General features: G+C 71.2%; 18 protein-coding genes. 6 read left to right on the top strand and 12 right to left on the bottom strand.

Features of this window, described 5'->3' with window-relative positions:
• Positions 1–906: a L,D-transpeptidase family protein gene (locus tag ACYVAK_RS12825; protein WP_461061580.1), complete on the top strand. Its 906-nt coding sequence runs from the start codon at positions 1–3 to the stop codon at positions 904–906.
• Positions 903–2,138, top strand: coding sequence for a dicarboxylate/amino acid:cation symporter (locus tag ACYVAK_RS12820; RefSeq protein ID WP_461061578.1), 1,236 nt, complete (start codon positions 903–905; stop codon positions 2,136–2,138). The genes ACYVAK_RS12825 and ACYVAK_RS12820 overlap by 4 nt, the downstream gene beginning before the upstream one ends.
• Here the strand turns inward: ACYVAK_RS12820 and ACYVAK_RS12815 are convergent.
• Genes ACYVAK_RS12815 through ACYVAK_RS12785 form a run of 7 tightly spaced genes read right to left on the bottom strand, consistent with a single transcriptional unit; the run spans position 2,135 to position 8,553 of the window.
• Complete coding sequence (locus ACYVAK_RS12815) at positions 2,135–3,547, bottom strand: ATP-binding protein (RefSeq protein ID WP_461061576.1); 1,413 nt, start codon at positions 3,545–3,547, stop codon at positions 2,135–2,137. The genes ACYVAK_RS12820 and ACYVAK_RS12815 overlap by 4 nt on opposite strands.
• Positions 3,544–4,206 (bottom strand): response regulator, encoded by a 663-nt coding sequence (locus ACYVAK_RS12810; RefSeq protein WP_461061574.1) that lies wholly within the window; start codon positions 4,204–4,206, stop codon positions 3,544–3,546. Before ACYVAK_RS12810 ends, ACYVAK_RS12815 begins: the two co-directional genes overlap by 4 nt.
• Before the next feature lie 16 nt (positions 4,207–4,222).
• The gene (locus ACYVAK_RS12805; RefSeq protein WP_461061572.1) at positions 4,223–4,903 is read right to left on the bottom strand and encodes a hypothetical protein; all 681 of its coding nucleotides are present in this window, start codon (positions 4,901–4,903) and stop codon (positions 4,223–4,225) included.
• A complete protein-coding gene (locus ACYVAK_RS12800) occupies positions 4,900–5,736 on the bottom strand; it encodes an SDR family oxidoreductase (protein ID WP_461061570.1) in 837 nt (278 codons plus the stop codon). Before ACYVAK_RS12800 ends, ACYVAK_RS12805 begins: the two co-directional genes overlap by 4 nt.
• Positions 5,733–6,434 carry a TenA family transcriptional regulator gene (locus ACYVAK_RS12795; RefSeq protein ID WP_461061568.1) on the bottom strand — a complete coding sequence of 234 codons (702 nt, stop codon included), beginning with the start codon at positions 6,432–6,434 and terminating at the stop codon, positions 5,733–5,735. The genes ACYVAK_RS12800 and ACYVAK_RS12795 overlap by 4 nt, the downstream gene beginning before the upstream one ends.
• Entirely contained in the window at positions 6,431–7,900 is a 1,470-nt protein-coding gene (locus ACYVAK_RS12790; RefSeq protein WP_461061566.1) for an AMP-binding protein, read from the bottom strand. Before ACYVAK_RS12790 ends, ACYVAK_RS12795 begins: the two co-directional genes overlap by 4 nt.
• Positions 7,897–8,553: a thermostable hemolysin gene (locus tag ACYVAK_RS12785; RefSeq protein WP_461061564.1), complete on the bottom strand. Its 657-nt coding sequence runs from the start codon at positions 8,551–8,553 to the stop codon at positions 7,897–7,899. The genes ACYVAK_RS12790 and ACYVAK_RS12785 overlap by 4 nt, the downstream gene beginning before the upstream one ends.
• 169 nt (positions 8,554–8,722) lie before the next feature.
• On the opposite strand from ACYVAK_RS12785, the gene ACYVAK_RS12780 reads away from it, so the two are divergent.
• Positions 8,723–10,564 carry a M14 family metallopeptidase gene (locus ACYVAK_RS12780; protein WP_461061562.1) on the top strand — a complete coding sequence of 614 codons (1,842 nt, stop codon included), beginning with the start codon at positions 8,723–8,725 and terminating at the stop codon, positions 10,562–10,564.
• Here ACYVAK_RS12780 and ACYVAK_RS12775 read toward each other — a convergent pair.
• Entirely contained in the window at positions 10,470–11,045 is a 576-nt protein-coding gene (locus ACYVAK_RS12775; RefSeq protein WP_461061560.1) for a DUF2062 domain-containing protein, read from the bottom strand. The two genes, ACYVAK_RS12780 and ACYVAK_RS12775, sit on opposite strands and share 95 nt — an antisense overlap.
• 128 nt (positions 11,046–11,173) lie before the next feature.
• Between ACYVAK_RS12775 and ACYVAK_RS12770 the strand changes: the two genes are divergently transcribed.
• The 3 genes from ACYVAK_RS12770 to ACYVAK_RS12760 all read left to right on the top strand — a co-directional run bounded on the left by ACYVAK_RS12770 (position 11,174) and on the right by ACYVAK_RS12760 (position 13,967).
• Entirely contained in the window at positions 11,174–11,692 is a 519-nt protein-coding gene (locus ACYVAK_RS12770; protein ID WP_461061558.1) for a BLUF domain-containing protein, read from the top strand.
• Positions 11,693–11,755: 63 nt separating this feature from the next.
• Positions 11,756–13,159 carry an oxygen-independent coproporphyrinogen III oxidase gene (gene hemN, locus ACYVAK_RS12765; protein WP_461061556.1) on the top strand — a complete coding sequence of 468 codons (1,404 nt, stop codon included), beginning with the start codon at positions 11,756–11,758 and terminating at the stop codon, positions 13,157–13,159.
• Positions 13,160–13,268: 109 nt separating this feature from the next.
• Complete coding sequence (locus ACYVAK_RS12760; protein ID WP_461061554.1) at positions 13,269–13,967, top strand: TorF family putative porin; 699 nt, start codon at positions 13,269–13,271, stop codon at positions 13,965–13,967.
• A 64-nt stretch (positions 13,968–14,031) separates the two neighbouring features.
• On the opposite strand, the gene trmY is transcribed toward ACYVAK_RS12760, so the two are convergent.
• The 4 genes from trmY to ACYVAK_RS12740 form a co-directional block, all read right to left on the bottom strand.
• Positions 14,032–14,625 (bottom strand): tRNA (pseudouridine(54)-N(1))-methyltransferase TrmY, encoded by a 594-nt coding sequence (gene trmY, locus ACYVAK_RS12755; RefSeq protein ID WP_461061552.1) that lies wholly within the window; start codon positions 14,623–14,625, stop codon positions 14,032–14,034.
• A gap of 91 nt (positions 14,626–14,716) precedes the next feature.
• Positions 14,717–16,543, bottom strand: coding sequence for a cellulase family glycosylhydrolase (locus ACYVAK_RS12750; protein ID WP_461061550.1), 1,827 nt, complete (start codon positions 16,541–16,543; stop codon positions 14,717–14,719).
• 65 nt (positions 16,544–16,608) lie between these two features.
• Positions 16,609–19,323 (bottom strand): di-heme oxidoredictase family protein, encoded by a 2,715-nt coding sequence (locus ACYVAK_RS12745; RefSeq protein ID WP_461061548.1) that lies wholly within the window; start codon positions 19,321–19,323, stop codon positions 16,609–16,611.
• Entirely contained in the window at positions 19,310–20,818 is a 1,509-nt protein-coding gene (locus tag ACYVAK_RS12740; protein WP_461061546.1) for a carbohydrate-binding protein, read from the bottom strand. Before ACYVAK_RS12740 ends, ACYVAK_RS12745 begins: the two co-directional genes overlap by 14 nt.
• Positions 20,819–21,012: the final 194 nt, after the last annotated feature.

The raw sequence follows: 21,012 nt of genomic DNA, 5'->3' as shown, positions 1-21,012 counted from the left end.
ATGCCCAACCCCTGCCTCCCTTGGCGCGCATCAACGTCGGTCGTCGCCCTGGGCGTCCTCGCCCTGCTCGCCGGCTGCGGCAACCTCGGTGATCGCCGTCCGCTGCGCGCGACGCCGGACCCGGCCCAGGCCCCTGCCCCGCGCGCGCTCGACCATGGGCCTTGGCCGAACCCTTCGACGCGCCAGCTCGTGGTCGTGCTCACGCCGAACTGGGACGCCCCGCAGGGCCGCCTCGCGCGCTTCGAACGCGAGGCCGGCGGCGCCTGGCGACCGGTGGGACCGAGCGTCGCCGTCACCGTCGGCCGCAACGGAAGCGCGTGGGGCCTCGGCGTGCACGCACCGCAGGACGAGGGCCCGCAAAAGGCGGAAGGCGACGGCCGCGCGCCCGCAGGGGTGTTCGCCATCGGCAGCGCCTTCGGCTACGGCGCTGCGGCGACCACCCGGCTCGCTTACGCGCCGATGCAGCGCGAACACTGGTGCATCGACGTGCCCGGCTCCCCGCTCTACAACCGGATCGTCGACCGCCGCGAGGTCGGCGCGAAGGCGATCGAAGGCAGCACCGAACCGATGCGCCGCGATCTGCACAAGGACGGCGACCAGCGCTATCGCCTCGGCTTCGTCATCGAACACAACGCCGCCGGCGTGGGCCGCGCGGGCAGCTGCATCTTCGCCCACCTGTGGGAAGGGCCGGACGTGCCGACCGCCGGCTGCACCGCGATGGGCGAGGCCGCGATGGCCTCCCTGCTGGAATGGCTCGACCCGGCAGCGACACCGCGTTTCGTGCTGCTGCCGGTGCAGGCCTATGCACGCCTGCAGGCGCCCTGGGACCTGCCCGCCCCCGGCGGCAGCAACCCCAACGCGGGCCCCGCCGGCGGCACGCCGCCCGGCCGGGACGCGCACGAGTGAGCAGCGCGGCCAGGGTCTTCCTCGGCCTGCTGCTGGGGGCCGTCCTTGGCCTGCTGCTCGACGCCATCGCGCCGGCCGCGGCCCGGCACGCGGCGGCGATCGCGCAGCCCGTCGGACGCCTGTGGCTCAACGCCCTGCAGATGACCATCGTCCCCCTGGTGATGGGCCTGCTCGTCGTCGGCGTGGCGCAGGCGAGCGATGCGGCCGCGTCGGGGCGCATCGCGCGGCGCACACTGGCGTGGATCCTCGGCCTCGCCACCGCCTCGGCGGTATTCGCCGCGCTCTTCGCACCTTTCCTGCTGTCGTTCGCGCCGCGGAGCGACGCGCTCACCGAGGCCCTGCACGCCGCCACCGGCAGCGTGGCCGCGCCGGAGGGCAGCGTGGCCGCCAGCATCGCGGCGCTGGTACCGACGAATGCCATCGCCGCCGCGGCCCAAGGCGCCATCGTGCCGCTGGTGGTGTTCACCCTGCTGTTCGCCTTTGCGCTGACGCGCCTCCCGGCGGAACGCCGGGCACCGGTCCTGGCGCTGGCGCAAGGCGTGGCCGACGCGATGACGGTCATCGTCCACTGGGTGCTGAAGGTCGGGCCGATCGGCGTGTTCGCACTGATCCTGCCGGTGACGGTTCAGGCCGGCGGCAGCGTACTGGGCGCGCTCGGCGTGCACGTGGCGGTGCTCATCGCGACGTATCTCGCGATCACCGCCTCGCTCTACGTCATCGCGCCGCTCGCCGGCGGTGAGCCCCTGCGGCGCTTCGCCAGCGCCATCCTGCCGGCGCAGGTGGTCGCCGCCAGCACGCAGAGCTCGCTGGCCAGCCTGCCGGCCATGCTGCAGGCGTCGAACGAGCGCTTCGGCTACCCGGCGCAGGTCGGCGCGCTCGTGCTGCCGCTGGCGGTCTCGCTGTTCCGCATCACCAGCCCGGCGCAGTACCTCGGCGTGATGAGCTTCATCGCGTGGGCCTACGGCGTCGAGCTCGATGCGACGACGATCGCGACCGGCATCGCGCTCGCCGTGGTGATCAGCCTGGGCTCGGTGGGCCTGCCCGGACAGGCGAGCTTCATGGGCACCAACCTGCCGGTCGTGCAGGCCGCCGGCTTGCCGGTCGAGCCGCTCGGCCTGCTGCTCGCCGTCGATCTGATCCCCGATGTGTTCGCCACGGTCGGCAACGTGAGTGCCGACCTCACCGTGGCCAGCAAGGTGGCGCGGGCGGAGGACCGCGGGGCGTCGCCCTAGCGCAAGGGCTCAGGGGTGGGCACGGAGAGGTGCACGTCGACGCCGAGGCCTCCAAGGTCGGAATCACGCAGCCGGATCGTGCCGCCATGGCTGGCGAGTACCGCGCGGACGATGGACAGGCCGAGGCCGCTGCCCGTGGCCGTGCCTCCGAGCTCGCGGTGGAAGCGGTCGAACACGCGCTCGCGTGCTTCCACGGGCAAGCCCGGACCGGAATCGTCGATGCGGAGTTGGGCTCCACCGCGCCCACCGCGGACCTCGATTCGGATCCGCCCCCCATCGGGCGTATAGCGGAAGGCGTTGTCGAGCAGATTGCGGACCATGACGCCCAGCGCGACCTCGTCGCCGGCCACGGCCGCGTGCTCGTCGCCGATCACCTCGAGCTGGAGCCCCCGGCCGAGGCCAGCCACTCCCAACTCCGCGGCCTCGCGCCGTACCAGGGCCGCGAGGTCGATCGCGCCATCAGCGTGCATGGCGGCGACGGGCGCGACGGCGTCCTGTCGCGCCAGGTCGAGCATCTGCGCGATCACGCGCTCCATCCGGACCAGCGCGCGATCGACGCGCGCGGCCAGCCGGTCGCGGGCCGCGGGGTCTTCTTCGGCATGGCAGTTCGCGACATGGACCCGCAGCGCGGCGAGTGGCGTCCGGAGTTCATGCGCCGCATCCGCGGTGAAACGGCGCTCACGCTCCAACGCCGTCCGCATGCGGCCGAACAAACCGTTGATCGCGCGCACCAAGCCGCCAAGCTCCGAGGGCACCGAAGACGGGTCCATGGGCGTGAGGTCGTGGCCGGCGCGGCGCTCGACGCCATCGACGATACGGGCGAGGCCGCGCGCCGCGAAATCCAACACGACCCAGAGCAGCAGAACGAGGACAGGCAGTCCGAACATCAGGGGCAGCAGCGTGCCGCGGGCGATGCCGGTGGCCAGTTCCTCGCGGATCTCGCCCTCCTCTCCCGCCTGCACCCACAGGCCCTCGCGGCTGCGCAGGGTGAACACGCGCCACGGCTGGCCCTCGAGCTCGACGTCGGCGAATCCTGCGTGCAGTTCGGACAGCGGCGTCGCGGGCCCACTTTCGGAACGCAGCAGGAGGCGGCCTCCGGCATCGCGCACCTGGAAGGCGAGCTTGGTCTCGTAGGCGTGGCCGTCGGCACTCACGAGGGCATCGCCCCGGCCTTCGGCGTCGCCGTGCCACACCTCGATCAGCGACGGCGCGCCGTCGGCCTGCGGGAGGTCGGCGACATGCGGTGCGACGAGGGCGGACAGCACCCGGGCCGAGTGCGCGAGCTTGGCGTCGAACAGTTCCGCCGCCTCGGTGCGGCCCTCGCGGTAGCTGAAGAACGCCGCCACGGCCGACACGCTGCAGACCACGATGACCAGCGCCGCAAGCAGCATCAGCCGCGCCGACCTCATGCTGGCACCGAGAGGGTGTAGCCCACGCCGCGCACGGTGCGGATCAGGTCGGCGTCGAGCCGCTTGCGCAGGTGGTGCACGTGCACTTCGAGCGAGTTGCTGGCCACGTCCTCGTCCCAGCCGTAGATGGCCTGCTGCAGCGCATCGCGCGTCAGGATGCGGCCGGGCTGTTCCATCAACGCACGGAGCAGGGCGAACTCGCGCCGCGGCAAGTCGACGATACGCCCCTGCCAGTGCACGCTGAGCGTCGCCGGGTCGAGGCGCAGCGCGCCGTGCGACAGCGTGGACTGGGCCTGCCCCTGCGCGCGGCGATGCAGCGCCCGCAGGCGGGCAAGCAGTTCGTTCGGATCGAAGGGCTTGCCAAGGAAATCGTCGGCGCCGAGATCGAGTGCCTCGATGCGGTCACCGACGCGGTCGCGGGCGGTCAGCACGAGGATCGGCACGCGGCGCCCCTCCTGCCGCGCGGTGCGGATCACCTGCACGCCGTCCATCCGTGGCAGGCCGAGATCGAGCACCACCGCATCAAAGCCACCGTCACGGATGGCCGCCAGCGCGGCGACGCCGTCCTGAACCCAGTCCACCGCGATGGCCGCCCGGCGCAGGGCCGTCTGAAGGCCCTCGCCGAGCGAGGCGTCGTCTTCCACGAGCAGGATTCGCATGGCAGGAGTCTAGGCGTCAGCCATCCAACGCGGCCAGCGCAGCTTCGATCTCGCCGCGACGGCCGGCGTCGGCCGATTCACGGCCGGGGCGCGGCGGTGCGGCAAGGGCCTTGCGGAACGCCGCCACGGCGCCGGCTTCGTCGCCCTGGTCGCGCAGGAAGTCGGCCCAGAAGTAGTTACTGTCGATGCCCGCGGGGTTCATCCGCAAACCCGCCTGCAGGTGCTCGCGCGCGGCCTCCTCGTTACCGAAGCCGACCGGCCAACCGGGCACCTGGTAGTACAGGCTGCCGAGGCTGGTGTGTGCCGAACCGTCGAGGACGGCGTCGTCGATGGCGAGCGCGGCTTCGAAATCGGCCTTGGCCTTCTTCACCAGCGACAGCGCCCCAAGGCCGCCCTTCGCGCCGGCCCACGAGGCTTCGATGATCCCCCGCCAGGTCAGCGCGGCGGCATCGCGGGGGTGCGCGGCGACGACGGCATCGGCTTCCTTCGCCAGCGACTCGAACGCCGCGGCCCGGGCGTTCGCCTCCATGCCGTACTTGATCTCGGCCCAGCGGGCCTGCAACCCGGCGACGGTCGAAGAAGCCTCGCTCACGGCGACCGTGGACGCCACGGCGGGCGCGTCGGCAGCGCGGGCGGACGTCGCGACAAGCAGGCCGGCAATGATCGCCACGGCAAGGGGATGACGGAAGGCATTCATGGGCGGGACTCCAGGGCGGTTTCGGAAACGACGGGGGCGGCGGCGCGGGCGAAGCGCCGCACGGTGGGAAGCTGCTTGGCGAGCGCGCGATCGACGAGCTCGGGAACGAAGCCGTTGAGCCGGGCGAACAGGCGCTCGGGCCAGCCAAGCTGCCGGCGGCGCGTGCCGGCCTCGATCGCGTCGAGCAGCGCGGCGGCGACCCGATCGGCATCGTCGACGGCCACGCCGAGCTCGGCGTTCATGGCGTCGACCGCCGGGCTGTTCAACGCCGTGCGGGTGGCGCGCGGGGAGAGGTACTGCACGCGGAGCGCGGTGTCGGCGTGCTCGCGGGCAAGCGCTTCGAGGAACCCGCGCAGGCCGAACTTGCTGGCGCTGTAGGCGGCGAAGCCGGGGTAGCCGAGGCTGCCGAAGGTCGAGCCGATGCCGACCACACTGGCCTCCGGACGACGCGCCAGGGACGGCAGCAGGGCGCGTACCAGCAGCATCGGTGCCACGAGATTCGTGGCGACCTGGGCTTGCAAATCGACGACGCTGCTGTGTTCGAACAGCCCGAAACGCGAATCCGCCGCCCCGAGGATGAGCAGTGACACCGGGATCGGCGCCGCGACCACCGCGCGGCGGACCGCGTCGATGCCGTCCGTCGTGGCCAGGTCGGCCACCACGGGACGGATCGCGCCCGGGCGCGCACTTGCCGCCAGCGCTTGGAGCGCATCGGCACGGCGTCCGACGGCATGCACGGTCGCGCCGGCCTCGGCGAGGCGCAGCGCCAGGGCTTGCCCGATGCCGCCGCTGGCGCCCGTGAGCAGGACGCCGCGACCCGCGACGCCGCTCACGCGGCCACCGCCAGCGAGGGCGCGTTGCGCAGGCCCTGGAACACCGCGCCATACAGGCCGTAGAACATCCGCGCCGCGTGCATCACGGCCGCCTGGTCGGACGGTTCGTGCAGGCGGTCCATCAGGCCTTCGTAGAAGCCGGTGTGCTCGACATCGAGGCTGCCGTGCGAGCGCAGGTAGCGGAACGCTTTCTTCGGCAGCCCGAGCGTGGTCTCGATGACATCCGCCGCGCGTGTCGCCAGCGCGACGCTGGTGCCTTCGAGCACCAGCACCATGCCGAAAAAGCCGACCGGGTTGCCGCGATGGATGGTGTCGTAGGCGTAGGCGACCATCAGCTCGGTCGCAGGCGAGGGGCCGGCCTCGAGCACGGCGGCGCGCGACACGCCCAGCGTCTCGAGATCATCGAGGATCCATTCCTGGTGGCCGACCTCCTCCTCGATGTACTCGGCGATGGCCTCGCGCAGCCATTCCAGCCGCGCCGGCAGCCGGCTGCCGCAGGCCATCAGCAGCGGCGTGGTGTGGCGGACGTGGTGGTAGGCCTGGATGAGGAAGGCGATGTAGTCCTCGCGGGAGACGCGGCCCTGCACCGCCTCGCCGAGGATCGGCAAGGTCTGGAAGGCGGCGCGCGCTTCGGCGGTCTCCGCGATCAGTCGGGCATGGAAGCGGCCGATCTCGGGCAGCGGGCTGAAGGTCTTCATGGATGGACGCTCTCGTGGGAAGGATGGGCATGGGCCGTCCGCGCCTGCGGGTCCGGCGCGGCGACCAGGGCAGCGCCGTAGCGCTGCCACAGCGCCTCGCGCCGCGGTCGGCCGTTGCCGGTGAGCAGGCCGTTGGCGACGGTGAAGGGCTCGTCCGCGGGCAGCACGGCGGCCACGCGGGCGTAGTCGGGCAGGCCGGCGTTGACCTCGGCCACCGCGCGCTCGATCGCCGCAGGCGAGGCGTCGGCGCGGCGCGGCACGAGAACGGCAGCGCCTTGCACGCGGCCCTCGCCCCAGACGAAGGCCTGCGCGATCAGCGGGTGCTGGACGAGCTCGCTCTCCAGCCACTCGGGGCTGACGTTGCGGCCCCAGGCCGTGATGTACATCGCCTTGCGGCGGCCGCGGAGGTGCAGGAAGCCTTCGCCGTCGAACTCGCCGAGATCGCCCGTCGCATGCGGACCGTGAGCACGCGGGGGCTCGCCGGTGTAGCCAAGGAAGGCGGGGCCGTCGACCCACACCTCGCCCTCGCCGTCGACGCGAAGCTGCGCATGCGGCAAGGCACGACCGACACTGCCGGCGCGCTGCGCCCCCGGGCGGTTCAGGGCCACGACCGAGGCGCATTCGCTCAGGCCATAACCCTCGAAGACGGGCAAGCCGAGGGCCGCGGCGCGGCCGAGCAGGCTGAGCGGCACGCGGGCGCCGCCGACGGCGATCATCCGCAGCGAACGCGGCAAGGCCGCACCGGCCTCGGCCGCCTGTACCAGCCCCTGCAGCAGTTGCGGCACGAGGATGATCGACTCCGGGGCATGGCGGTGCAGCGTCGCCAGCAGGGCATGGATGTCCAGGCCTGCGCTGCCGCGATGGCCCACCGTGGCCAGCGAGGGCAGATGCACTTCGCCGCCCGCCAGCAGCGGCGCATACAGGCCGCCGACCGTTTCCAGCAGCACGCCCAAGGGCAGCAGGCACAGATGGCGGCGCACGCCCAAGGGGGCCATCGCCTGCACCAGCGAGGCGGCGACACGCTCCGGCAGCGCGCGGTCGAGGCAGACGCCCTTCGGGGCGCCGGTACTGCCGGAGGTATACGTGACGATCGCGGTGCCCGCCGGCAAGGCGCGTGGCGAGGACTCCAACTTGCGCCACTGCAGACAGTCCAGCGGCGATTCCGACGCGGCAGGCAGGGCGATCGCCACCGCCGACTGCGACGCGTGCGCTGCCTGCGCGTCGGTGAAGAACGGCGGCAGGGCGATGTGCGGGCGCGCGCTCGCCGCGAGGGCGAGATCGAGCACGACGGCGGCCAGACCGTTGTCGAGGCGGCTCGCGATCGCGCCGGGCGGCAGCGTCTCGAGCTGGTGGCGGCAGCGCGACACCGCGTCGCGCAACGCGGAGGCCGTGAGCGCCTGCTCGCCGTCGTGCACCAGCACGTCGCGGGGTACGCGATCGGCCAGCGACTGGAGGACGGCGCTCACGTGCCGACCCCGCGCATCGGCATCGCGGCCTCGCGTGCTTCAAGGAACGCCATGCCCGCGGCGATGTCGCCGGAGACGAGCGTCGGCGACGTGTCGTAATAGCGACCCCAGTCGGTCGCGCCGGGACGCAGCCGCGAGGCCAGCGCGGGCGCGAGGGCGACGGTGGCCAGCCCGAGGCGGTCGAAGGCATTGCGCAGCTGGCGCGTCGCGGCGAACAGCACCCAGCGCAAGCCGGCCCGGTGCAGGCCACGCGTCAGGCAAAGGATCAGGCGACGTGCATCACCGGGCCGCAAGGCGGCAAGGCCGCCGACTTCCACCATCGCATCGCGATCGATGCAGCGACCGAGCGCCGTGGCGACGGCCTGCTCTGCCGGCTGGTCGAGATATTGCTCGACGAACAGCGGCTGGCCCTTCGCGGGGCGCAGACCGACGACGGCGCGCAGCATGCCTTGCCGATCGTGGAAGACCAGCAGCCAGGGCATGAATTCGGCGAGTCGGGCGTCGAACTGATCGCGGTAGACGCGAGCGACAAAGGCCTCGGCGGTCCCTCGCTCGTCGTCGGGGCCGAGCAGGGTCGGCACCCAGTCCGGATCGGTGGCCGCGTCGAGCGCGGCGTGGGTGCGGGCGGGCAAGGGGAAGGCGGTCATCGGCATGGGGGCATCGTTGCCGCGCCGACTTAAGCCAGCCTTAGGCCAAGGTTAGGCAAGGGTTAGTCGCAGGCTAAGAAACCCGTAAACCGGCGATGCCGTCGCGCGGACGCTGAATGCTCGCTGCATGCGACGCCCCTCCGCTAGCATCGGACGCCCGCTTCCGGAGAACCCCATGCCCCCGCCGAACCGTACCGTCCTTCCGCACATGGCGCCGATCGCGCTCGCGCTCGGCGTCGGCCTTGCGTCGACACCCGCTGTCCGTGCGGCGACGGACGACTGGTCCACGCCCGCCGAGGCCAGCGGCTTCACGCGCACGCCGCGCTATGCCGAGACCATGGCCTACTTCGAGCGCCTCGATGCGGCCAGCCCGCAGGTGGCGATGATCGAGTTCGGCACGACGCCGCAAGGCCGGGCGATGAAGGCGGTGATCGTCTCGTCGGAAGGCGTGTCCACGCCGGCGGCGGCGCACGCCACGGGCAAGCCGGTGGTGCTCATCCAGGCCGCCATCCATCCGGGTGAGAACGAGGGCAAGGACGTGCTGATGGCGCTGGTGCGCGACCTCACCGTCAGCGGGGAGCACGCCGATCTCGTCGACGAAGCCGTGCTCGTCCTGGTGCCCATCTTCAACATCGACGGCCACGAGCGCTTCTCGCCGTTCAATCGCATCAACCAGAACGGCCCCGAGGCGATGGGCTGGCGCGCCACCGCGCAGAACCTCAACCTCAACCGTGACTACGCCAAGCTCGACGCGCCCGAGATGCAGGCGTGGATGCGCCTGTGGCAGGCCTGGAACCCCGACCTGCTCATCGACATGCACAACACCAACGGCGCGGACTACCAGTACGCGATGACCTGGGCCTTCGAGACGGCGCAGAACATCGAAACGCCGCTCGCGGACTGGCAGCGCCGCGCGTTCGACGGCGCGCTGAGGCCCGCGCTGGAGCGCCAAGGCTGGCCGATCGCCTTCTACGTGAGCCTGAAGGATCCGACGAACCTGCGCGCCGGCCTCGTCGAAGGGGCGTCCGGGCCGCGCTTCTCGGTGGGTTACGCCGCGTCGGCGAACCGCCCGGGGCTGCTGCTCGAGACCCACATGCTCAAGGACTTCCGCACCCGCGTGGCCGTGAACGAAGCGCTGCTGCTCGAACTGCTGCGCACGCTGGGCCGCGAAGGGGACTCGCTGCAGGCCGCGATCGCCGTGGCCGACGCGACGCGCTTTGCGATCGGCGAGACGATTCCGTTGGCCTTCGGCCTTGCCGAGACCACCGAGACGATCGACTTCCTCGGCTATGCCGACTCGCGCACCGACAGCGGCGTGTCGGGCGGTACGTGGGTGCGCTACGACACCTCGAAGCCGGAGACGATCCGCGTCCCAGTGCAGCGCGCCGTCACCGTCACCGCCGAGGCGCCGGCACCGGCGGCCTACGTGGTACCGCCGCAGTGGACTGCGGTCCTCGATCGCCTGCGGATGCACGGGGTCGCGATGACCCGCATCGCCGAAGCGACCACTGTCGAAGCCGGCCGCTACCGCTTCGGCAAGGTGGCGTGGGCCCCGCGCCCCTTCGAAGGCCGGCACGCCATCGTCGAACTGGAACAGACCCTCGAGACCGGCGAGCAGGCCATTCCCGCCGGCAGTTGGCTGGTGCCGATGGACCAGCCGAAAGCGCGCCTCGCCGCGCTGCTGCTCGAACCGGCCTCGCCCGACAGCTTCCTGCGCTGGGGTTTCTTCGACGCGATCTTCGAAGAGAAGGAGTACGCCGAGCCACGCGTGATGGAAGCGATGGCGCGCGCGATGATGGCCGAAGACCCGGCGCTGGAGGCGGAGTTCGACGCAAAGCTCGCCGCCGACGCGGCCTTTGCCGCCGACCCGCGCCAGCGCCTGCGCTTCTTCTATACGCGCACGCCCTTCTTCGACAGCGAATTCAGCCGTTATCCCGTGCTGCGCCTCGATGCCGACGCAGCGCGTCGAGCCGCTGGCGGAAACGCCGCGCCTCCCAGGCCAGCAGGCGCCAGGTGAGGTCGGCGAGCAGGGCGAAGGCGAGGCCCACGATCACCCCGCCGACGAACAGCGCATTGGTGTAACGCAGGGCGTCGGGCCATCCGGCCCCGACGCCCGCCAGCGCCATGGCGCCGAGGCCGACCCAGGCCGTGAACCCGTACACCGGGACGATGGTCAGCGGGTTGGTGATCATCTGCAGCGCCGCCATCACGGTCAGGTTGCCTCGCAAACCGAGGGCGAGGCCGAATCCGAACAGGATCTGCAGGCCATAGACGGGCAGGAAGGCCAGCACCGAACCGGCGTACAGCGAAGGCATCACGTTGGCGCGCTTGAACGACCAAAGGAACGCCGCCCGCCGCGCGTGGTCGGCGAACCATTTCAGCACCGGATAGCGGGCGAGATTGGCGCGGCGCGGAAGCGGTCGCAGCAGGCGGCGCAAGCGACGGCGGCGGCGGAGCCAACGCGCGTGGTGCCTGTGCAGGTCGTCGGGAGGCGTCATCCGCCGATTATCCGCCGCCCCGGGCCACGCCGTCAGCGGCGCCGTCGCTCACCCCACGGTCACCCTGCCTTCAAGGGCCATTGATGGCGCGCGGCGCATGCTGCGGCCCCGTTCGCCGCGAGTCGTCCATGAGCCTGTTCCGACTGATCTACGCCAGCCGCGCCTCGGATTCACTCACGCCCGCCGACCACGAGCAGATCCTGGAGTCCTCGCAGCGCAACAACGGCAAGGCCGGCGTGACCGGCATCCTCGCCTTCGGCGCCCGCGAGTTCCTGCAATGCCTCGAGGGGTCGCGCGAGGCGGTGAACGCGACCTACCACCGCATCCTCGCGGATCCACGCCATCGCGACCTCGTGCTCATCGACTGCCGCGACGTCGACCAGCGCTGGTTCGGCGAATGGGGCATGCACGGGCTGCCCCCTTCCCGCCTGACCCGGCAGCGGGTGCTGCGTTACAGCGAGCGCGAACTGTTCGCCCCGACGCGCCTTGGCGGCGCCAGTGCGATCGCCCTCCTCGCCGACCTCGCTAGGGAGCTGGAGGCCATCGACACGGCGCCGACCACGGAGCCTGCGGCTGCCGTCGGCACGGCATCCGCCCCGCTCGGCGGCGCCCTTCGCGCCTTCGCCCGACGCCTGCCGACGTCCTAGGCTCCGCGAGCACGATTGACCACGGTCAAGCCACGGAAGACGCACCGCGCCTACCGTGCGGCCATGACCACCGGCCGCCCCCGCTTCGACCCCGACCTGCTGGCCCGGCACGACACGCCGGGGCCGCGCTACACGTCGTACCCGACCGCGCCGCACTTCGACCCGGCGTTCGGAGAGTCGGCGCTCCGGTCGGCCATCGCGCGCAGCAACGACGCGCTGATCCCGAGACCGCTGTCGCTCTACGTGCACGTGCCCTTCTGCCTCAGTCCCTGCTTCTACTGCGGCTGCACCCGCATCGTCACCCGCGATACCGCCCGCGGCCCCCGCTACGCCGACCGCCTGCGCCGCGAGATCGACCGCATCGCCCCGCTGTTCGACGACGACCGCGAAGTGGCCCAGCTGCACTTCGGCGGCGGCACGCCGAATTTCCTCGACGATGCGACGCTCGCCGGCCTGGTCGCGCACCTCCGCGGGGCCTTCCGCTTCGCCGATGAACAGCACAGCGACCTCTCGATCGAGATCGATCCCCGCAGCACCTCCCCCGCCTCGATGGCGATGCTTCGCGACATCGGCTTCAACCGCGCCAGCTTCGGCATCCAGGACTTCGACCCCGACGTGCAGGTCGCGGTGAACCGCGTGCAGCCCTTCGAAGCGACCCGCGATGTCCTCGAGGCCGCGCGCGCAGCGGGAATGCGCTCGATCAACGTGGACTTGATCTATGGGCTGCCGAAGCAGACCCCCGACGGCTTCCGCGCGACGCTGGCGAAAGTGGTCGACCTGCGCCCCGACCGCGTCGCCATCTACAGCTATGCCCACCTGCCGGAGCTGTTCCGTCCGCAGCGACGCATCGATGCCGACGACCTGCCGACGCCGGCGGCGAAGATCGCCCTCCTTGGGCTCGCCATCGAGCGACTGACCGCCGCCGGCTACGTCTACATCGGCATGGACCATTTCGCCCTGCCTTTCGACGAGCTCGCCGTCGCGCAGCGCAAGGGCGGCCTGCACCGCAACTTCATGGGCTACACGACGCATGCCGACACCGACCTCGTCGGCTTCGGCGCCAGCGCCATTTCCCGCATCGCCGACGCCTACGCGCAGAATCCCCGCGAGCTCGGTGCCTGGGAGGCCGCCGTCGATGCCGGGCGGCTCCCGGTCTGGCGCGGCCTCGTCCTGGACGACGACGACCAGCTCCGCGCCACGCTGATCCAGGACCTGATGTGCCAGGGCGAGGTCGATTTCGATGCGCTCGGCCGCCGCCTTGGCGCGGAAACCCTGGCCGTCCTCGAGGAGGCGCGGCCCCGCCTCGCCGTCCTGGAAGCCGATGGCCTCGTCGCCTGCAGCGACCATCGCGTGAAGGTGACCGACCGCGGCCGGCTGCTGTTGCGCGTGGTGGCGTCCTGCTTCGACCGCTACCTGTCGGCGTCCCTGCCGAGGCCGGCAGTCGCGGGATTGGTGCCCAAGCTCTAGAAAGTGAAGGCTTGATGGCGGAGCGTTTACGCTAGCCTGCCACCCGCTTTCATCACCGGTGCCGCATCCCGGCCCCGTTCGACGAGCCCTCAAGAAGGAATCGCACCCCATGAACCGCAAGACCCTGCTTGCCGCCCTGCTTCTCGCCACCCTCCCCGGCGCCGCTGCCGCCGAGGGCTTCAACTGGAACGCCACGGTGGTCTCCGACTACCTGTACCGCGGCGTCGACCAGAACGACGACCAGCCCGCCCTGCAGCTGGGCGCCGGCTACGGATTCGCCAACGGCCTCTACGTCGGCACCTGGGCCTCGAACGTCGATTTCGGCGACAGCACCGACATCGAAGTCGACACCTTCGTCGGCTGGGCCGGCGACCTGTCGGACACCACCTCCTTCGACGTGCAGCTGGTCCGCTACAACTACCTGAACGAGCCGAACGGAACCGACTACGCTTACAACGAGCTGATCTCCAAGCTCGGCTTCGCCGAGGACTACACGTTTACGTTCGGCTACACCAACGACTACTTCAACGCCGGCGGCGACAGCTTCTATTACAACCTCGCCGGCAGCTGGGGCTTCGCCGAGCACTACACGTTCAGCGCGGCCGTGGGTTACACCACCATCAGCGGCGATCTGAAGCGCGTGGACGGGCTGCAGAACTTCGCCGACTACAGCGTGGGGGTGAGCCGGGAGTTCGGCCCGGCCACGGTCGCCCTCAGCTACGTCAACACCGACGGCAACGCCGAGGACAACTTCGGCCCGGACCTCGCCGAAGACAAGTTCCTTCTGACCATCGGCTTCGGCGGCTGATCCAAGCGCCAGCGCGCGACAGCCGGAACCCCGCGGCCCGCCGCGGGGTTCTTCGTTTCAGGGCTCAGCGCTGGTCCAGTGCGTGGTGGATCAGCACCACGCACTGCGAAGCGAACAGCATCCGCGAACCCAGCGAGAGCTTCGCGGCCCCGAGGCGCTCGAGGCTGCCGAAGGTCTTCTTCGGCATCGGGATGTGGTCGGTGAGCAGGAAGCAGGGGTTGTCGCCGAAGGCCTGTTCGCCGATCGGCGTGCCTTTACGGTCGAGCACGAACAGCGTGTGGTCGGCGCCGAGCTGTTGCACCAGCCGCTCGAAGCTGATCGTCTGCACGGTCACGCCCGATTCGACCGGCCGCGTTTCCTCCTTGCCCATGCCGCGCGAGGCATCGAGTGCCTTCGCCACCTTGCCGAGCAAGGCGCGCTCGTCGAACCCCCCAAGCTCGTGCATGGCCCGGGGCTCGAAGCGGATCGTGCGCGAGTAGTCCGCGGTGCTCTCCAGAACGAGGTAGACGACGACGTCGTCACGGTGCGACTGCGCGACGAAGACGGCGTTCATCAGCACGTGCGCAAGGATCTCGGAGTGCGCCTCGCCGCCCACGCCCGCCAGGAGCCTGGCGCTGTCGGTGGGCGCGGCGCGCGCGCGGAGGACGAAGGTTCGCATGGGGCTCCGGGATCGTCGTCGGGCCCGCGATTGTCGCATCGGCGCCGGACGGGCCGGACGCGCAAGACGCGCGCCCGGCCCCTGCAAGGCCTCAGTCGACGCGGTGGATCTCGAACCAGTTCAGGTTCCAGCCAGCGGCCGTGGCCGCGATGCCGAAGCGCCGCGGGCCGGCGGGCAGCACCACGCGGTGCGACACGGTGGTCCAACGCTCCCAGCCGCCCGTGCCCGGGAAGGCGATGCTGCCGTAGACGACCGAGCCGCCGGCCTCTTCCAGGCGCAGGCTGCCGCCCGCCCCCGCGCTGGAGACGCGGTAGCGGATCTCGTAGGTCCCGGTGGCCGGGATCACGATCGGCGAGTCCACGTACGACAGCCAGTCGCCCGGATCGATCCAACCCACGACGAGGCCACCACCGACGTCGCTGGTCGCGCCGGTCTGGATGCCGCTCATGTAGCTGTAGGCCTCGGCCTGCATCGTCGCGAGCGCCGGGCGCGTCACCGGGGGCGGCGGCCCCACCGGGTCGATGCGGAAGGCGTTGATGTTCCAGCCGCCGCGAACCGCCGCGATGGCCAGGTCCACGCGCCCCGAGGGCAGGCTCACCTCGTGGGAGGCGTCGGTCCAGGCCTGCCAGCCGCCGGTCGCCGGCACGTCGAGCTCGCCGAACACCGCGGAACCGCCGGTGCGCTCGAGGCGCAGGCGGCCGCCGGCGGACGGGGCCGCGACGCGATAGGTGACCCGGTAGCGGCCGGCCGTCGGCACGGTCACGGCGTACGCCATCCAATCGCCGCCATCGATCCAGCCGACGTTGCGGCCGCCACCCACGTCGGTCGTGGCCTCGGTCTGGATGCCGCTCATCGTGCAGTGGGCCTCGGCTTCGATCCGCACCGGCACCGACGGGCTGGGGCAAACCGGCGCGGGGCCCGGCCCCGGACCCGGTCCTGGCGCACCCAGCGGCGGCCAGTTGCGCACGATGTCGCGCGCGAGCAGTCCGGAGGGCGTGTAGTCGGCCAGGGTCCAACCGCCGTTCGGGTTCGCGCCGGGGCGCAGCGCCGAGGCGCCTTCGCTCTTGTCGTTGAGGGCCCAGTTCGCGTGGCTGATCTGGTTGTTGCGGAGGAAGGCCATCCAGTTCGCGGTTTCCTGCGCGTTGACCCCGCCGTTGCCGTCGGCGTTCACCGACCCCCACTCGGTGACGAACAGCGGGATGCCGCGGTCGAGGGCGTACTGCGCCTTGTTGCGCAGGTCCTGCCCGTGCGTTCCGGCGTAGAAGTGCAGCGTGTAGGCGATGTTGCGATGGCCGGTGATCGGATCGTTCGCCGCGGCGTCGACGTCCTGCGACCAGCGCGGGGTGCCGACGATGATGAGGTTGTCCGGGTCGACGGCGCGGATCGCGGCGATCACCGTCTCGGCGTACGGCTTGATCGTCGTGCTCCACGGCACCGTGAGCGGCTCGTTGTAGATCTCGTAGATGACGTTGTCGAAGCGGCCGTAGTCCTGCGCCATCTGGCGGAAGAACTGCACCGCCGAAGCGGTGTGGCGCTCGGCGTTGTGGCTGTGCCAATCGATGATGACGTACATGTCGTTGGCGATGGCTTCCTCGACCACGCGCCGCACCTTGGCGGTGTTGCCCGCCGGGTTCTGCAGGTAACCACCGCTGTCCTCGACGCCCATCGCGGCGCGGATCAGGGTGGCATTCCAGTCGCGCTTCGCGGTGGCGACCGCGCCGGGGGTGTAGAAGCGCTCGCCGCCCCACTGGTCGTTGCTCCAGAAGAGGCTGGGGCCGGCGATGCTGCCCGGCACGCCGCCGAACAGCACGCGATTGCCCTGCGTGGACACGGGGGGGACGGCCGCGTCGGCGAACGCGGCGGCGAACAGGCCGGCGGCCAGCACGCCGAGCCAGGCTTTCAGGGGGGATGGGTTCATCGTCGATGACCTGCGTTGGGGGGATGCGGGGGGATGGGGCGCGAGGCCGGGGGGCGTCGGGGGCGTCAGAGGGATTCGAGGAAGCGCAGCAGCTCCTGTTTCTGGGTGGCGCTGAGGGCGCGGTAGGCATTCCGGGAGGCCTCCGCCTCGCCGCCGTGCCAGAGGATGGCCTCCTCGATGGTCCGGGCGCGGCCGTCGTGCAGGTAGCTGTGGACCGGCGTGCAGACCTGCTGGCCCTGTGGCGCGTTCGTCGTACCGCCAGTGACGCAGGCCGACAGGCCGAGGCCCCACAGCGGCGCCGTGCGCCACTCGGAACCCGAGGCCTCGCCTTCGCCGAGCGAGTCGGCGAGGCCCGGCCCCATGTCGTGCAGCAGGAGGTCGGTGTAGGGGCGGATGGTCTGGTCGCGCAGCTCGGCCAGCGGATGGTGGGGGCTCGTCTGCATCGTCGGTCGATGGCAGGCGGCGCAACCGGCCGCACCGAAGTGGGCTTCGCCGCGCTGGACGGCCGGATCCTCGCTGTTGCGCTGCGGGCGGACGCCGAGCAGCGCGATATACTTGACGAGGTGGTCCAGATGCACGTCCGCCAACTCGACGCCGCTGGGGCCGCAGTCCGTCTGGCCGGAACCGCAGTCCGGCGACGGCATCACCGAGGTCGTCACGCCCATGTCGCGATTGAGCGCGCTGGCCACCTGGTGACGAACACTGATCTTCGCGGCCTTCGCGCCGAAACGACCCAGACGGGTTTGCCCGGTGACCGGGTCGGGCACGCGGTTCGCGCGGCCGGAAATCCCGTCGCCATTGGCATCGTTCGGGTCTTCCATCGCGAGCACCGTCGATTCCGGCACGGCCTCGAGCAGGCCCATGCCGACCAGTTGCGGCGCGATCCGCGCCGAGAAACGCGGCGGCGTCCCGTTCGAGAAGCGGTAGGTCGGGGCACGCAGGCCGTTGGCTTCGGTCCAGCCGGCGATCACGACCGTCCCTTCGCTCGCCGCACCGCCGTTCGCCTTGGGCTGCAGCACGCGGCCCATGGCCGGATGCGGGTTGCCCTGGATGTCGCCGACGTTGACCACCCAGGTGTCGAGGGGTACGCCGGGCGCCGCCGGCGCCGCACGGCCGTTGCGCACGTGGCAGGCGGTGCAGCGCTCGTTGACGTAGCGCGGCCCGGCCCGGCCCACCAGCTCCGGGAACACGCCATTCTCGGCGTGCTCATCATGCAGGCCGCTCAGGAACGACGTGTGGTGCACGCGACGCCCTTGCACGAAGGGCTGGCCGTTGTGGTAGTTCAGGTTGGTGGCCATCTGCAGGAAATGGTTGTCCGGCTCGCCGGACGTCATCTGCGCCAACGTCGTCCGTCCACCCAGCCACGCCCGCTCCGGAACCTTCACCGAGTCCTTGGTGCCGCCACTGAACATCGGCGTGCTGAACGGGCCCGGCTGCACGTCCCAGGGCACGATGCCTTCGCCGACGATGTAGAGGAAGGTGGTGCCGTAGTACGGCGCACGACCGCGCGGCACGCTCGGATCGAGGAACTGGCTGATCTCGAACTCGAGCTTGTCGCCGCGGCGGATCGACTGGCCGGTGCGGCAGTTCAGCGTGCGCTCCTTCCAGTAGTTGAAGGTGTCGACCACCATCATCGTGCCGTTGTCGCAGAACTCGGCGACCGTGCCGATGCCGCGGTAGAACCAGCGGTTCTCGGCCTCGCGGTCGTTCAGGCGCCACTGCGTACGCACGTTCATCCGGATCGACGCCGTGCCGTCGGGACGCTGGTCCTCGATGATCTCGATCCCCGCCGTGCGGTGCTCCCAGTAGAAACTCAGGTAGTGGTCGTAGGCCTGGAACTGGGTCTCCTTGGCGTGCCGGTCGCGCGCGCGATCGGCAAAGCGCGTGATCAGGCGGTTGCCCTGCTGGATGCGGCCCGCCGGCTCGAGGATCGTCGATGCGCCGTACAGCGGCTCGATGGTCCCCGGGGTCGGCGGCGGCGGCGTCACCGGGCCGCCCCCGGCGACGCGCGTGATGCGGAACCAGTTGAAGTTCCAACCGCCCTGCGCGGCGAACACGCCGAGGTTGTAGGTGCCGGCCGTGACGTCGACGACGTGCGAGACCGTGGTCCAGGCCTGCCAGCCGCCGGTCGCGGGGATGGCGACCGCGCCCAGCGGGATGCGGCCCGCGTTCAGATCCAGCGACAGTCGGGCACCCGAAGGACTGGCCACGCGGTACTCCACGCGATACCGCCCCGTCTCGGGGAAGGTGACGGCCGAATAGGCCATCCAGTCACCGGCGTCGATCCAGCCGACGCCCTGTCCGCCGCCGGCGTCGCTCGACGGCTCGACGGCCACGCCGGACATCGACGCGAAAGACTCGGCCTCGCGGAACACCAGCGCGCCTTCACCGGCGGACGGCGGTGCCGGCGTGAGCGCCGCCAGCGTGTAGGTACGCCAAGGCGTCGTCCGCCCGATGCCGCCATCGATGATGGTGTGGCTGATCGCCACCGGTGTCGTCGGCCCGAGACCGGTGACGTCGTACGCCCACTGCTCGCCGGTGCGCGTCATGCGGTGGTTGCGCTGCGCCCCCCCGTCGATGCGCAGGTGCACATCCACCACGCCGCCCTGCGAGACGACGGCACGCAGCGTGCCCGCCCCAGCAGCGACGGCGCAGCCATCCCGGCAGTTCGACGACGTCTGCGAAGACACCGGCCACGCGAGCGTCGCGCCGGCGACAGCGGCGAGGGCCACGAGGGTGCGCACCGCGGGCCCGGGGCCCGTACGTTCAGCGGTAAACACGGACGTAATCCACGGCGAGACGCTGCGGGAAGACGCTGCCGGCGTTCGGGCTGCCGGGCCACGCACCGCCCACCGCCACGTTCAGCAGCAGGAAGAAAGGCTGGTCGTAAACCCAAGCGCCACGTGCTTCGACCTGGGCGCGACTGACCTGGTGGAACAAGGTGCCGTCGACGAACCAGCGGATGGCGGTCGCGTCCCACTCCACGGCATAGACGCGGTAGCGCGCGCCTACCGGCTCGCGGGCATCGAAGGTGCCGATGATCGGGTTCGCGCCCGAATAGCCCGGGCCGTGGATCGCGCCGTGCGTCAGCGTCGGCTCGAAGCCGACGTGCTCCATGATGTCGATCTCGCCGCTCTGCGGCCATTCGACCCGGCCGAGGCTGGTACCGAGCATCCAGAACGCTGGCCAGATGCCCTGCGTGCTCGGAAGCCTCATGCGCGCCTCGACGCGGCCGTACTGGAACGCGCGCTTGCCGCGCGTGACCATGCGGGTCGACGTGTACGCGCAGCGCCCGTACCAGCAGCTGGCATTGCCCGGGTCCTCGCGGCGCGCTTCAAGGACCAGCACGTTGCTGCCCACCGCCGGGTCGAACTGGACCGACGCGTTGCGCCCGTCGGTGTAGTACTGCAGCTCCTGGTTGCCCCAGCCGTGACCGCCGGTCTCGAACGTCCAGCTGGCGGGATCGATGCGATCGAACTCGTCGGCCCACACCAGCGTGCGCGGCGGATCGGAGGACACGCGCGTCAGCCGGAACCAGTTGAAGTTCCAGCCGCCCTGCGCGGCGTAGACCCCGACGCTGAAGGTCCCGGCCGGCAGGTCGACCAGATGCGACACGGTGGTCCAGCGCTGCCAGCCGCCGGTCGCGGGGACCGCCACCTCGCCGAGCCGTGTCGCGCCGCCATTGAGGTCGAGCGAAAGGCGACCGCCATTGACGCTGGCCACGCGGTACTCCACCCGGTAACGGCCGGCGGCCGGGATCGCGACGCCGGCGTAGGCCATCCAGTCACCGGTGTCGATCCAGCCGACATTGCGGCCGCCGTCGGTATCCGACGTGGCTTCCAGGGCAACGCCCGACATCGCCGTGTAGGACTCCGCTTCGCGGAACACGGCCCCGGGGGCCGGCGGAGGCGCCGAGGTCGCGAGGCCCGACAGCGTGTGGGTCTGCCATGGCGTGGTCTGCCCCACGCCGTTGGTGATGATGGTGAAGCGGATCGTCACCGGCGTCGTGGCAGCGAGCCCGGCGATGTCGAAGGACCACTGGCCACCCGCCGAGTTCATCCGGCGGTTCTGCTGCGGGCCCTGGTCGACGCGGTAGTGCACGTCGACGACGGTGCCGTGCGACACCGTGGCGCGCAGGGTCGAGCCATTCAGGGCCGTGATGCAGCCCTGCGGGCACGGCCCGAGGTCGGCGGCGCGCGCCGGGGAAGCATCGCCGAGGAAGAGGAGGGCGAGGAGCGCACCGAAGGCGCGCGGAAGAACCGGGGGGATGAGCATGGGCGGGGGGAGCCTGCGACAGGTTGGGGGACGAGGCAGGACCGACGCACGGGGGTGCGTCCAGCGTCGCCCTGCCTCCCACAGAACGACTTCGAGACGGGATGACAGCGCTGCCATCGCCTCGGGGCCGAACCCTACGCCGGGGGCACCGACAAAACTGTGAGCCAGTACCGGTTTTCAGCGGTGCCAGGGCC

The sequence above is a fragment of the Silanimonas algicola genome (assembly GCF_054777375.1).
This window is presented reverse-complemented; position numbering and strand designations above follow the sequence as displayed.